Origin of the sequence: uncultured Litoreibacter sp. (assembly GCF_947487515.1) — a bacterium.
Taxonomy (GTDB): Bacteria; Pseudomonadota; Alphaproteobacteria; order Rhodobacterales; family Rhodobacteraceae; genus Litoreibacter.
The window spans coordinates 449,257-461,633 of sequence record NZ_CANKWO010000001.1; the positions used below are offsets into that span (position 1 = coordinate 449,257).

The 12,377-nt window shown below is 56.0% G+C and carries 12 protein-coding genes; 3 read left to right on the top strand and 9 right to left on the bottom strand.

Annotated elements, in window-relative coordinates:
- Position 1: 1 nt before the first annotated feature.
- The gene (gene accC / locus Q0746_RS02165) at positions 2 to 1,345 is read left to right on the top strand and encodes an acetyl-CoA carboxylase biotin carboxylase subunit (RefSeq protein ID WP_298256743.1); all 1,344 of its coding nucleotides are present in this window, start codon (positions 2 to 4) and stop codon (positions 1,343 to 1,345) included.
- Positions 1,346 to 1,384: 39 nt separating this feature from the next.
- Complete coding sequence (gene aat / locus Q0746_RS02170; protein ID WP_298256745.1) at positions 1,385 to 2,023, top strand: leucyl/phenylalanyl-tRNA--protein transferase; 639 nt, start codon at positions 1,385 to 1,387, stop codon at positions 2,021 to 2,023.
- On the opposite strand, the gene Q0746_RS02175 is transcribed toward aat, so the two are convergent.
- From Q0746_RS02175 to Q0746_RS02200, 6 genes are all read right to left on the bottom strand, one after another.
- Positions 1,929 to 2,426 (bottom strand): DUF2155 domain-containing protein, encoded by a 498-nt coding sequence (locus Q0746_RS02175; RefSeq protein WP_298256746.1) that lies wholly within the window; start codon positions 2,424 to 2,426, stop codon positions 1,929 to 1,931. The two genes, aat and Q0746_RS02175, sit on opposite strands and share 95 nt — an antisense overlap.
- The gene (gene mlaD / locus Q0746_RS02180) at positions 2,423 to 2,872 is read right to left on the bottom strand and encodes an outer membrane lipid asymmetry maintenance protein MlaD (protein ID WP_298256749.1); all 450 of its coding nucleotides are present in this window, start codon (positions 2,870 to 2,872) and stop codon (positions 2,423 to 2,425) included. The genes Q0746_RS02175 and mlaD overlap by 4 nt, the downstream gene beginning before the upstream one ends.
- A 24-nt stretch (positions 2,873 to 2,896) precedes the next feature.
- Positions 2,897 to 3,280 carry an NADH:ubiquinone oxidoreductase subunit NDUFA12 gene (locus Q0746_RS02185; protein ID WP_298256751.1) on the bottom strand — a complete coding sequence of 128 codons (384 nt, stop codon included), beginning with the start codon at positions 3,278 to 3,280 and terminating at the stop codon, positions 2,897 to 2,899.
- 69 nt (positions 3,281 to 3,349) lie between these two features.
- Positions 3,350 to 3,739, bottom strand: coding sequence for a RidA family protein (locus Q0746_RS02190; RefSeq protein WP_298256753.1), 390 nt, complete (start codon positions 3,737 to 3,739; stop codon positions 3,350 to 3,352).
- Complete coding sequence (clpX, locus tag Q0746_RS02195) at positions 3,739 to 5,004, bottom strand: ATP-dependent Clp protease ATP-binding subunit ClpX (protein ID WP_298256755.1); 1,266 nt, start codon at positions 5,002 to 5,004, stop codon at positions 3,739 to 3,741. Before clpX ends, Q0746_RS02190 begins: the two co-directional genes overlap by 1 nt.
- A gap of 158 nt (positions 5,005 to 5,162) precedes the next feature.
- Entirely contained in the window at positions 5,163 to 5,789 is a 627-nt protein-coding gene (locus Q0746_RS02200; RefSeq protein WP_298256757.1) for an ATP-dependent Clp protease proteolytic subunit, read from the bottom strand.
- Positions 5,790 to 6,132: 343 nt separating this feature from the next.
- On the opposite strand from Q0746_RS02200, the gene Q0746_RS02205 reads away from it, so the two are divergent.
- Entirely contained in the window at positions 6,133 to 7,377 is a 1,245-nt protein-coding gene (locus tag Q0746_RS02205) for a DUF4147 domain-containing protein (RefSeq protein WP_298256759.1), read from the top strand.
- 9 nt (positions 7,378 to 7,386) lie between these two features.
- Here the strand turns inward: Q0746_RS02205 and Q0746_RS02210 are convergent, their stop codons facing one another.
- The 3 genes from Q0746_RS02210 to Q0746_RS02220 all read right to left on the bottom strand — a co-directional run bounded on the left by Q0746_RS02210 (position 7,387) and on the right by Q0746_RS02220 (position 12,343).
- Entirely contained in the window at positions 7,387 to 8,556 is a 1,170-nt protein-coding gene (locus Q0746_RS02210) for an HlyD family type I secretion periplasmic adaptor subunit (RefSeq protein ID WP_298256761.1), read from the bottom strand.
- Positions 8,556 to 10,733, bottom strand: coding sequence for an ATP-binding cassette domain-containing protein (locus tag Q0746_RS02215; protein WP_298258022.1), 2,178 nt, complete (start codon positions 10,731 to 10,733; stop codon positions 8,556 to 8,558). The genes Q0746_RS02210 and Q0746_RS02215 overlap by 1 nt, the downstream gene beginning before the upstream one ends.
- 122 nt (positions 10,734 to 10,855) lie before the next feature.
- Complete coding sequence (locus Q0746_RS02220; protein WP_298256762.1) at positions 10,856 to 12,343, bottom strand: TolC family protein; 1,488 nt, start codon at positions 12,341 to 12,343, stop codon at positions 10,856 to 10,858.
- Positions 12,344 to 12,377 lie beyond the last annotated feature (34 nt).

The window sequence follows — 12,377 nt, forward strand, 5'->3', positions numbered from 1 at the left end:
CATGTTTAAGAAAATCCTGATCGCCAATCGCGGCGAAATCGCCCTTCGCGTTATCCGCGCGGCGCGCGAAATGGGCATCCAGTCCGTCGCTGTTCATTCCACAGCCGATAGTGACGCAATGCATGTGCGCATGGCCGATGAGGCCGTTTGCATCGGGCCGCCTTCCGGTACGGAAAGCTACCTGTCGATCCCCGCGATCATTTCCGCGTGCGAAATTTCAGGCGCGGAAGCCATTCATCCAGGTTACGGGTTTTTGTCCGAAAATGCGGGCTTTGTGCAGATCATCGAAGACCACGGGCTGAAGTTCATCGGACCAACCGCTGAGCACATCCGTGTGATGGGCGACAAAATCACCGCCATCGAGACTATGAAAAAGCTTGGTGTCCCTTGTGTTCCCGGCTCTGGCGGCGGTGTTCAAACCCTTGAAGACGCATATAAATTCGGGGATGAAATCGGATATCCGGTGATCATCAAAGCCACTGCAGGCGGCGGCGGCAAAGGCATGAAAGTTGCCGGATCGCGTGAAGAGATGAAAAGCGCGTTCCAAACAGCCCGCGCCGAAGGCAAAGCCAACTTTGGCAATGATGAAGTCTATATCGAGAAATATCTCACCACACCACGCCACATCGAAATTCAGGTATTTGGCGACGGCAAAGGCCGCGCGGTCCATTTGGGAGAGCGTGATTGCTCCTTGCAGCGGCGCCACCAAAAGGTGTTTGAGGAAGCCCCCGGCCCTGCGATTGACGCGGAAACCCGCGCGCGTATCGGCAAAATCTGTGCCGACGCCGTGGCCGACATTGACTACGCCGGTGCAGGTACAATCGAGTTTCTCTATGAAAACGGCGAGTTCTATTTCATTGAAATGAATACCCGCCTGCAAGTAGAGCACCCCGTTACAGAGGCCATTTTCGGTGTTGATCTGGTGCGCGAGCAAATCAAAGTTGCCGCCGGCGAAGACATGTCGTTCCAGCAGGAAGACCTTCAAGTCAACGGCCACGCAATCGAGGTTCGAATCAACGCGGAAAAACTGCCAAACTTCACGCCTTGCCCAGGAAAAATCACGCAATATCATGCCCCTGGCGGTCTTGGTGTGCGGATGGATTCGGCGCTGTATGATGGCTACTCAATCCCCCCCTACTACGACAGCCTTGTGGGGAAATTGATTGTTCATGCGCCTGATCGCCCAGCGGCCTTGGCGCGCTTGCACCGTGCTTTGGGCGAGTTGATCGTCGACGGGATCGATACCACGACACCGCTGTTCCACGCGCTTTTGGCCGAGGAAGACGTCCAAACAGGGAATTACAACATTCACTGGCTTGAGAAGTGGCTCGAGGAAAACACATAGGGAGTTGCGCGTCATGCGCAGCCCTGCTTTTCTAGCCTGATGGCCAAAGATGAACATGCTCCAGAGCTGACGCCGGAATTGATCCTGAGCGCCTATGCGCAAGGGATCTTTCCGATGGCAGAAAGCCGTGATGACGATCGTTTGTTTTGGGTCGACCCCGAAGAACGAGGGGTCATGCCATTGGATGGGTTCCATATCTCTCGTTCCTTGCGGAAAACCATCCTCCAAGCCCCCTATCAAATCAAAGTCGACACCGCTTTTTCTGCGGTTGTAGAAGGATGCGCGGATCGCGACGAGACATGGATCAACGACCAAATACTCAACATTTACATGGGATTGTTCAACGCAGGCTTCGCACATTCCATCGAAGTGTGGGACGGTGCCGATCTTGTGGGCGGAGCCTACGGAGTTTCCTTGAAGGGCGCATTTTTCGGCGAGTCGATGTTTTCACGCAAACCCAATGCGTCAAAAATTGCGATGGCCTACCTAGTGTCACGATTGAACGCGGGGGGATTTACGCTTCTCGACACTCAATTCTTAACGCCGCATCTGGCATCAATGGGCGGCGTCGAAATCTCGCGCATTAGTTACCACGAAGCCCTTCGGGACGCTCTAAAGGTCGAGGCGAACTTTCACCGGCAACCACCGACGGTGTCCGGTCGTCAAGTTTGCACCTGATCGCCCAAACGTCATACCGCGGGTGATCCATCGCATTAAGCGCCGGACTGGAAGCCACCATCCAGCCTTGAAACGCTGGCTTACCGGTCAACATATTGACAATAGACAGGTTTACAAAGGCGTCCCCGTTCGGATTACCTTTCGGGTAACGGCAATCTTGCATGGTAATGGAAAGCGGGCCGAATTTCGTCGTCATGCCCGCAGTCAAGACAATGTCTTCACTTGCGCCGGCCAATTTGTCCAAGCCTCGCATCACCGCCTGCGCGGCACTTGATGCAGAGGAGCGCGTTTCGCGTTCAATCGGCGCATTTCCAAGGCTGATGACCGTGTTGTCGCCCTCGATGGTCGTTTGGGCAAACAGCGGGTGAGACATCAAAGCCAAGATCGCGATCAAGCGCTTCATTCGTCGCCGTTCCCAGCCACAAATTTCATCAGCAATGTGATCAAAGAGACAGAGCTTTGCGTGTCCTCAATCTCCCCGCCCGGGTCAAGATTGAACGGTGACCCACCCGGAATAACTTCGACAAAGTTCCCCCCCAGCAGCCCTTCAGAGCTGATGGAAATAGCGCTGTCATCGGGGATTTCGATATCTTGCTGCATGGTAAATGTCGCATCAGCGCGAAATGTTTGTGGGTTTAACGTCAACCCCGTAACCGTTCCGACTTTTACGCCCGCCATGCGCACATCAGTCCCGACTTTGACGCCTTCGGCCGATCTGAAGCTGGCGGACAATGGATAGCTAGAGCCGCCAACAGAGAAAGATGTCGCCCCAGTTGCAAAGACAAGAAAGCCAATCGCAACAGCAAGAACACCAGTTCCGGTCAAAACTTCGGTTGTATTTTCAGCCATTTACGCCCCCGTAAACTGTGATCGCTATTCAGGCGACCAGGCCTCATAATCCGCCCGAGCCTTAGGCGCTGCCTGACGCAACGATCCCTGCGGCGCATAGGCCTGAGCCGTGCCTGTCAGATTTGGGAGATGCGGCTTTTCCCACGACTTACGGGCAAGCGGTGCATCTGTCGGTGGCTCGTCCCAAGTGTGGTGTAGCCATCCGTGCCAGTCTGGACCGACGCGCGATGCCTCTGCCTCACCGTTGTAAACCACCCAGCGGCGCTTCCCGTCTGCGGTTTTGTAGAAGCAGTTTCCAGCGTCATCTTCCCCCACTTTCAAGCCCTTACGCCAAGTGAACAGCTGCGTGTTTAGCGTCTGACCGTTCCACCAAGTTACGGCGCGAAGAAGAGTGTTGAGAATGCCCATACCGGCCTCCGAAATTTATCTTGCGTTATATGGACTATCACCACGCGACAGTCCAGTGCGCGACAGCCCCTAGGAGCTTGGTTTATAAGCGGTTACCTCAATCTCGATCCGGTACTTCGGATCGATCAACCCGCATTCAATCATCGTTGCGGCCGGTGGATTGTCACCGAATGCGGCGCGCAAAGCGGGCCAGCACTGCTCGAACTCATCTGCCGCGGGCAACATATATGTCACGCGCACGACGTCGCTGAACCCTGCCCCCGCCTCTTCCAAAGCTTTTTGAATGATCTCCAAGGCAGAAGCACATTGTGCGGCGGCCCCAACAGCGGGTTCGCCTGTATCCGGATCAGGGGCAGCAACTGTGCCCGCCACATGTATCCAATCGCCAGCGACCACTGCACGGCAATACCCAACCTTGGGCTCGAACGCACCGCCCGATGAAATACGCCGTATGGACATTAGCCGGCCTCGGCTTCGGCTTTTTCTTGTGCTTCACCGTAGATGATCAGCGGTTTTGCCGTGCGGCCCACGGCATCTTCATTCACCACCACTTCATCGACATTTTCCAATGCAGGAAGTTCAAACATCGTATCCAGCAAGATGTCTTCCAGAATGGAGCGCAATCCGCGCGCACCGGTTTTGCGTTCAATCGCACGTTTCGCGATGGCCAGAAGCGCGTCGTCGGTAAAGGTCAACTTGGCATCTTCCAACTCGAACAAACGTTGGTACTGCTTGATCAATGCGTTTTTGGGCTCGCTCAGGATAGTGACCAATGCATCTTCATCCAGATCTTCCAGCGTTGCGATCACCGGCAGACGACCCACAAATTCAGGGATCAGGCCGAATTTCAACAGATCCTCTGGCTCCAGATCCTTGAACAGCTCTCCAACGCCCTTGTCGTTTTCTTCACGAACATCAGCACCGAATCCCATGGCAGACCCTTTGCCACGTTGCGCGATAATCTTGTCGAGCCCCGCGAATGCGCCACCACAAACGAACAGGATATTTGTTGTATCAACCTGCAAAAACTCTTGCTGCGGATGCTTGCGCCCACCTTGCGGTGGAACAGAGGCGACGGTGCCTTCCATAATCTTCAGCAAGGCCTGCTGCACCCCTTCGCCCGATACGTCGCGGGTGATCGAAGGGTTGTCAGATTTGCGCGTAATTTTATCAACCTCATCAATATAGACGATGCCGCGTTGCGCGCGTTCCACGTTATATTCAGATGCTTGAAGCAGCTTTAGGATAATATTTTCAACATCTTCGCCCACATAGCCCGCTTCGGTAAGCGTCGTCGCATCGGCCATAGTGAAGGGCACATCCAAAATGCGGGCCAACGTCTGGGCCAGAAGGGTTTTACCACAGCCGGTTGGGCCGATCAGCATGATGTTGGATTTCGCCAACTCGATGTCGCCGGATTTGCCTGCGTGGTTCAAACGTTTGTAGTGATTGTGCACAGCCACCGAAAGCACACGTTTCGCGTGCCCTTGGCCGATCACATAGTCATCCAGAACTTCGCAAATCTCTTGCGGTGTCGGCACCCCGTCCGCGGCTTTCAGGCCAGCCGTTTTGGTTTCCTCGCGAATGATGTCCATGCACAGCTCGACACATTCATCGCAGATGAAGACCGTCGGCCCAGCTATCAGCTTGCGCACTTCATGTTGGGACTTACCGCAAAACGAGCAGTAGAGGGTGTTTTTTCCGTCACCAGAGTTGTTAGCCATTACACACCTGTATCCTGATATTCGCGCGCTGCTTAACGCTATGTAGAAAACCGTTTCTGTCTGTTGTTACAAGTTAGGCCAGCAACAAGGGAGGCACAACGTCAAAAGCGAAATTACTGCGCCCCGTTTCGATCAAAAAAACGAGGCGCAAATCTTAGTTATTTATCGTCGTCATCTTTGCTGCGGTTCTCGACGATTTCATCGATATGACCCCAGTCTTTGGCTTCTTCGGGCGACATGAAGTTGTCGCGGTCCAGCGCCTTTTCAACCGACTTTTTGGTTTGGCCGGTATGCTTCACGTAGATATCGTACAGACGATCTTTCAGCTTCTGCGTTTCGGCCGCGTGAATCATAATGTCCGACGCCTGACCTTGGTAGCCACCCGACGGCTGGTGCACCATGATCCGCGAATTCGGCAGCGAGAAACGCATCCCCTTTTCACCGCCCGCCAGCAGCACAGACCCCATAGAAGCAGCCTGACCAATGCACAGCGTCGACACTTTCGGTTTGATGTATTGCATCGTGTCGTAGATCGACAGGCCAGAGGTCACCACGCCACCAGGTGAGTTGATGTAGATGCTGATTTCTTTCGACGGGTTTTCCGCCTCAAGGTGCAACAATTGCGCAACCACCAGATGGGACATGCCGTCATGGATTGGACCGTTGATAAAAATGATCCGCTCCTTCAACAGGCGCGAGAAAATATCATAGGCGCGTTCGCCGCGGCTGGTCTGCTCGACCACCATCGGTACAAGGTTCATATAGGTTTCGACTGGATCGTGCATGCCTGCCTGCCTTCTGCTTTTGAGCGCTTCGTAATGCGTAAATGTGAACGTGAGGTTAGTAGCGGAGAAAAACGGGCGCAAGCGCAACCCGCTGCCATGACCTGCGTCTGGCTCATTTGGGGGTAGAAATTTCCGTTTCAAGCCGCAGCACTGCCCTTGTTACCTCAAGGCCAGAGAATTCCCTGTGACATCACAGGCTTGACAGCTAGCCTTAGCTAAGGCTCATTGACCGCAGCCCAGACAGAGCTACCGCAACCCCCTCGGGGCGCTTGCGGGCAGCCCCCATCTGCACTTTAATAAATCGACACAATTCGCTGTAAAATAAACGAAAACCTGATTTTTCATGGAAAAGATCTCAGAAATGCGCGCCGAGGCTCTTCGGCTGTTTGACATCGCAATCCTTGCGGCAGACCCCGCGCGTGCAGTAGAGCGCGCGTTGAATTCAACCAAGCTAAGCGCCGAAGGGACGCTCTATTTGGTCGCGGTGGGCAAAGCCGCAATTCCGATGATGTCGGCCGCATTGGCACGGGTGAAAACCGGAACCCAAGTCGAAGCAATCGCAGTTACGAATCCTGAGAACGCTGCGCCGCTAAAGGGCTGCCGCGTGTTGCAATCCAACCACCCTGTTCCCGATGCCGCCGGAGAGGTCGCGGCGCACGCAGTTGAGACGCTGCTTTCCAAGACAACTCCCGATGACCACGTTGTTGCCCTGATCTCCGGCGGAGGCTCTGCCCTGTTGCCCGCCCCCGCTAAGGGACTAACTTTGGCCGACAAAGCGCGCGTCAACGAGGTGTTGCTGGGGTCCGGCTTGGAAATCAACGACATGAACCACATTCGCCAGCAGCTCTCGCGGCTAAAGGGCGGTGGCTTGCTACGTATCGCCGCGCCGGCGCCTGTAACGGCCTACATTTTGTCGGACGTTGTGGGCGATGACCTGCGGGCGATTGCCTCCGGTCCCACAGTCGCCCCGATCGGCACCCGTCGCAGCGCCAAAGCCTTGTTGATGAAGGCAAATATCTGGAAGGACATGCCGGGTAGCGTACAAGCGCACCTCAGCACAGCCGAGCCGGAAATGCCCCCGCTTCCCGCTGCGAACAACCATCTGATTGCGTCCAACCGTCATAGCCTTGACGCGATGCGCGCCGCGTGTCCACAGGCCCAGATCATCTCCGATCGCTTGGAGGGGAACGTGGCAGATGTTGCCCCGCAATTGGCCGAAATTTTTCGCGCCTGCCCACAAGATGAACTTGCCGTTTTGCTGTTTGGCGGGGAGACAACCGTGACCCTGAAAGGCGATGGAAAAGGTGGCCGGAATCAAGAGCTTGCCTTGCGTGTGGCGCTGCAGGACATCGACGGGGATTGGGTGTTTCTATCGGGTGGTACCGACGGGCGTGATGGCCCAACTGACGCCGCGGGTGGAATGGTCGATAGTCGATCACGCGACCGGATGGCGGCGGCAAATTCCAAGGTTGACGCCTTGCTGGACAACAACGACGCCTACGCTGCCCTAAGCGCTTCGGACGATCTGGTTATAACAGGCGGTACCGGCACGAATGTTGCCGATGTGCAAATCTTCATCAAAGGATGATCGCGGGCCCTAAGGCTCGCGAAAGGCCTCGCGCGATTTATACAGAGGCTTGGTGAGATACTGCAAAATGGTCTTCTCACCGGTGTGCAGCTCTACTTGTGCCAACATACCCGGGCGAATTTCGACCGACTTCTGGCGGGCTGATAACTGCTCCATGTCGACGGACAACAGCACTTTGTAATGCGGGTCACCATCTGCCACACGTTCGTCTTTGAACGTATCCGCCGAGATCACCTGAACCTTGCCAGCCAATGTGCCGTAGATCGTGTAGTCATAGGCCGATAATTTCACCGTGGCGTCTTGGCCGGCGCGAAGGCTGGCTATGTCCTTTGGTTTTACCTTTGCCTCGACGAATAACTCCTCGCCCATCGGGATAATCTGGAAAATCTCTTCACCCGGGCGCACAACGCCGCCAATGGTTGAAATCGCGACGTTGTTCACAATCCCTTTCATCGGCGAGCGGATGACGGTTCGCGCCAATTGGTCTTTGCTCAGCTTCATGTTCTGGCGCAGGGTCGCCAGTTCTTTCAACGTGTCGGAGAACTCGGAAGCGCGTTCCAATTCCGCCCGCGAGACGATCTCTTTGTACTTTGCCTCGGCATCCGTGTTGGCTTTGCGCGCCTTGGAGGCTTCGACCAACGACACGATGTTTTGCTGCAAGAGGTCTTCCATCAAAATGGCTTCGCGGCGGGTTTCCTTCAAGATCGCCCGCGCCCCTTCGGTGCGCCCTTCATAGTCTGTTTGGCGCGCATTGAGCAGCGCGCGCTCCGAGGCCACGATTTCCGGCTGACGCTTTTCCAAGTCCCCCGCCACATAGAAATCAAACTGACCGGCAAGCTCTGCCTCTAGGCGCATGCGGCGAATCTCCAGCGCGTCGATTTGGTCTTGCAAGTCATCCACGGAGGTTTGGAAATTGGTCACCGACAGGCGCGCCAGAATATCCCCCGGGTTGACGGTGTCGCCCTCAGACACCAGCAATTCGGACAGGATACCGCCTTCAAAGTTTTGAACAATTTGTGGCCGAGAAGAGGATACGAACTCCCCTTCCGAGCGCACAATTTCGTCCACCCAAGCAAATGACGCCCATATGATAAAGACCAGAACGGTCAGGCCAATGATGCGGATAACCCAAGACGGGCCACGGACATCTTCATCCATTGCAGCACCGACTGTGGACATCACTTGCTTCCTTTCGGCGTGTTAATCTGAACCCCAGTTTGCGCAGCTGCTTTGGTTTTCTTCAGGTGGTCGAGAACCTGTTCGCGCGGGCCATCTACCGACAGCTTGCCGCCCTTCAAGATCATCACACGTTCGGTCAAAGCAAGGATCGGCATGCGGTGCGTCGCGATCACTGCGGTGCGGCCCTTCAACCAGCCCTGCAAATTGGCCACGAGTGCCGTTTCCAAGGATTGATCCAATGCGGCCGTCGGCTCATCAAGCAGAACAACAGACGGGTCTTGCAGCCACAAACGTGCCCAGCCGATGGATTGGCGCTGACCGATCGAAAGCCCCGCGCCGCCGTCATGAATTGCCAGATCCAGCCCCTTGGCATGCTCGCGCACATAGCGACCAAGCCCAGCAAAATCGAGGGCGGCCAGAAGGCGCGCATCGTCCCGCTCAAGTCCCGACAGGTTCAGGTTTTCGCGCAAAGTGCCAGCAAACAAGCGGACCTCTTGGCTCAGGTAGCCTACGCCACGACGCAAATCTTTAGGGTGAATTTGTCCCATGTCGATCCCATCGATCAACACACGCCCTTTATCCGGAGAATAGAGCCCAGAGAGCATCTTGATCAGTGTTGATTTCCCCGATCCATTGGCGCCCAAAATCGCCACATGCTGACCCGCAGGAATTCCCATTCCCGCCAAATCCAGCACGGGTGCCGCATCTTCGTCATAGCGGTGGATTACGTCGCGCAGCTCAAAGCGGCCGGTGATACGCTCACGGCGCAAATAGCTGCGGTTCGCATCATAGTCTTGTGGGCTTTCAACAACCGCATCCAAGCCAACCAAAGCCGTCTTTACATTCGACCAGCGCGCCATCGTGCCCGCCAACTGCGTCAACGGTGCAAGTGTGCGCGAGGTTAAGATACCAACCGCAATGATCGAACCGACGGTGAATTCACCCGAAAAGACAAGGAAAGTTCCCAGCACAACCGCCCCCACATAAGTGGCTTGCTGCACCCCTTGCGACCAGAAGGTCAGCGCAGAGGCCAGCCGGCGTTGCTCGGAAGATTTCAAGGCGGAAAGCGCGTTCAACTCCCCCCAAAGACGGGAGAAACGCTCTTCTCCGCGGTGGGATTTAACCGTGTCCGCCTCATAGATCGCCTCATGAAGCAAACGGTTTGCCTTGACGGAGGCGCCCTGCGTCTCTTCGGTCAGCTTCATCATGCGCTTTTGCAAGAAGAAGCCCGGAAGCAGCATTAACGCGCCGCCCAAGACCAAAACCCAAACCACATTGCCGGCGATAGAGCCCACAAGCAGCAAGAACAAAAAGATAAATGGCACATCCGTCAGCGATCCAATGGTGGACGCCGTGAAGAACTCGCGAATGGACGAAAACTCGCGCATGGCGGAAAATGTCCCCGAAGGCGACGCACCAGGAGTGCCCGCGCGCATCCCCAACAGGCGGCTCATCAGCGTTTGCTGCACGGCCAGTTCGATCTTGCGCCCTGCCCCGTCCATCATGCGGGCGCGGGCGATCTTCAAAAAGGCCTCAAGCGTCAACGCGCCCATGGCACCGATTGCCAAGACCCAAAGAGTTGCATGCGACTGATGCGGAATCACGCGGTCATAGACCTGCAGCGAAAACAGCGCCACGGCCACAGCCAAGAGATTGGCCACGAACGAGCCAGCAGTGATCTCAATCAGGTGGCGCTTGTACTTCGGAAATTCGCCCCAAAACCAATGCGTTGGCTTTGTTTCAAGACGGTGCTTTTCCTCGACCTGACGCATCGAGCTTTCAGCCTTCAACACCTTGCCAGAAAACACTTTGGCGAATTCAGCCAGCGGCACTTCGGTGCGGCGGTCGCCAATGGTCGCATCAAAAATGGTCAGCGTCTGATTATGTTGCTCCAGCACCAAAACCAGTTGGCCGGTTTTCATCTCAACAAGAGCTGGCCAAAGATCCGCCTGCAGACGTACTTGGCGCACCGAGCAAACCAATCCCAAGGATTTCATCACGCGGCTCAGCAGCTCCGGCGAGACACCGCCCGCATCCAAAGGCAGCTCGACGGCTGCGTCCAGAATATCGGAGGGCTGCAAGTCGACGCCCAAAAGCCCCGCATAGACCGAGACCAAATCGGCACGGCTGCGCAGCTTCTTGGAGAACCGCCCCGCCTTCTCAGCAGGTTTCGGCATTGGCACCCGCAGTCCGGGATCATTGGCGACGAAGGTCGGTGTTTCGACCGGTTTTAACTTTGCAGTATTAGACGCTTGGGCCGCTTTGGCCCGAGCCATGTCAAACGCGATGACGGGGGTGTTCATATATCTTCACCATCCACCAAGGCACCCATGAGATGGGCGATTTGCAACTCAACCAATGCAATTTCGTATTTCAGGCCAATCTGGTCACGCTCGGTCGCCACTTTGGTTTCATAAACGCTAACCACATCCATCACTGGGCGTTGGCCTGCTTGGTATTGGCGATCAAACAATGACAGATTGTCATTGGCTGAGGCCAAGAGCCCCTGCCCCTGTTTTTGCTGACGCTTCAGGGAAATCAGGTTTTGCTCCAACCGGCGCATGGTGCGCGATTGATCCTCAGAGGCCTGATCGATCCGGCGACCGGCGGCTTCTTTGGTGGCCTCGATGGCTTTCAAGCTGGCTTTGGTGCCAAAACCGAACCCGTTTGCGGCACCAGCATTCAAGCCGACACCCGATCCCCCGTCAGAGACCACGGCCTGTGCCGAAACACTTGGCAAAAAGCCCGCACGATTGATCGTGGCTTGGGCGATGTCGCGGTCACGCTCGGCTTCGGCCTTCAGGATCGAAAGAGGTTTTGCCGCCTTGGAGCTGGCAATCGTCGACAATCCACGCACATCGCTCAGTGATTTCAACGACATCGCGTTCAGCTCTGCAATTGCAGTGCGTGCAGTTTCCAAATCAGAGTTGCGCTGGTTTTCCGCTTCCGCCAGCTTCTGGTTCACAACATTCACGTCGGCAGGGTTTGAAACCCCTCCGCGCACACGTTGCTCCATGATCCACGCAAACTCGCCCAAACGGCTGGCAGCACGGCTACCGGCCTCGGCTTGGGCGCGGCCACGCTCGGCTGTGATGTATAATTCCAGCGCCGAATAGACGCGGTCATTGGTGTCTTCGGCCAAAGCGACGGCCGCTACTTCGACGTCGGCCTTGGCAAAGCTGCGCTCGGCCTTTTTGCGGCCATTGTCGAACAACACTTGGTCAATCACCAAGGAGGCCACAACTTCCCCCAAAGACGACAGGGACAAGGATGGCCCGATTGTCGGCAGCCAGTTTTTCGATGCGGCCTCGGCGCGCAATTTGGCAGACCGCAACTCGGCCTCGGCAGCCCGAGAGTTGGCCGCCAACACAGAGCCCGCGACTTTGCCGTAAGAGGTGTTCGCGTTCAAAACGGCCTCACGGCGCAACAATGTCTCGATCAGCGCGGAGCTTTCCTTGCCACCGGTGCCCCCAGCGAGCGCAGGTTGCGCCTGCACTGTGGCCCCTGTCAGATTTTCACCGACGCTTATGCTGGAGGCATTGCGCGTTGGGGTTTCTTCCGAGTTGTTGCGTTTGAGAAAGCCGAAAATTGGTGTGGTTTCAGCATCGGTCGACTGCACGCGCTCGGCGAAGCGACCGGTGGTCTTAACATCTGTCGATAGCGCAGGACGCTCTGCGGAGAATGCTCCGCGCGTTGCCTCGTCGCCCATGCAGCCCATAAGGGTAACTGCGGTGGTGCCTGCCAACACCATGCGCAAAATTGCGCGTTTACTTTTATTATGTCCCATGCGGAGCCCCTTCTTGTTAATCGAGAGGTTGGAA

Excerpts from the sequence above, each read along its gene's own strand:
- accC (WP_298256743.1), top strand. The coding sequence starts at position 2 with ATGTTTAAGAAAATCCTGATCGCCAATCGCGGCGAAATCGCCCTTCGC.
- aat (WP_298256745.1), top strand. The coding sequence starts at position 1,385 with ATGGCCAAAGATGAACATGCTCCAGAGCTGACGCCGGAATTGATCCTG.
- Q0746_RS02175 (WP_298256746.1), bottom strand. The coding sequence starts at position 2,426 with ATGAAGCGCTTGATCGCGATCTTGGCTTTGATGTCTCACCCGCTGTTT.
- mlaD (WP_298256749.1), bottom strand. The coding sequence starts at position 2,872 with ATGGCTGAAAATACAACCGAAGTTTTGACCGGAACTGGTGTTCTTGCT.
- Q0746_RS02185 (WP_298256751.1), bottom strand. The coding sequence starts at position 3,280 with ATGGGCATTCTCAACACTCTTCTTCGCGCCGTAACTTGGTGGAACGGT.
- Q0746_RS02190 (WP_298256753.1), bottom strand. The coding sequence starts at position 3,739 with ATGTCCATACGGCGTATTTCATCGGGCGGTGCGTTCGAGCCCAAGGTT.
- clpX (WP_298256755.1), bottom strand. The coding sequence starts at position 5,004 with ATGGCTAACAACTCTGGTGACGGAAAAAACACCCTCTACTGCTCGTTT.
- Q0746_RS02200 (WP_298256757.1), bottom strand. The coding sequence starts at position 5,789 with ATGCACGATCCAGTCGAAACCTATATGAACCTTGTACCGATGGTGGTC.
- Q0746_RS02205 (WP_298256759.1), top strand. The coding sequence starts at position 6,133 with ATGGAAAAGATCTCAGAAATGCGCGCCGAGGCTCTTCGGCTGTTTGAC.
- Q0746_RS02210 (WP_298256761.1), bottom strand. The coding sequence starts at position 8,556 with ATGTCCACAGTCGGTGCTGCAATGGATGAAGATGTCCGTGGCCCGTCT.
- Q0746_RS02215 (WP_298258022.1), bottom strand. The coding sequence starts at position 10,733 with ATGCCGAAACCTGCTGAGAAGGCGGGGCGGTTCTCCAAGAAGCTGCGC.
- Q0746_RS02220 (WP_298256762.1), bottom strand. The coding sequence starts at position 12,343 with ATGGGACATAATAAAAGTAAACGCGCAATTTTGCGCATGGTGTTGGCA.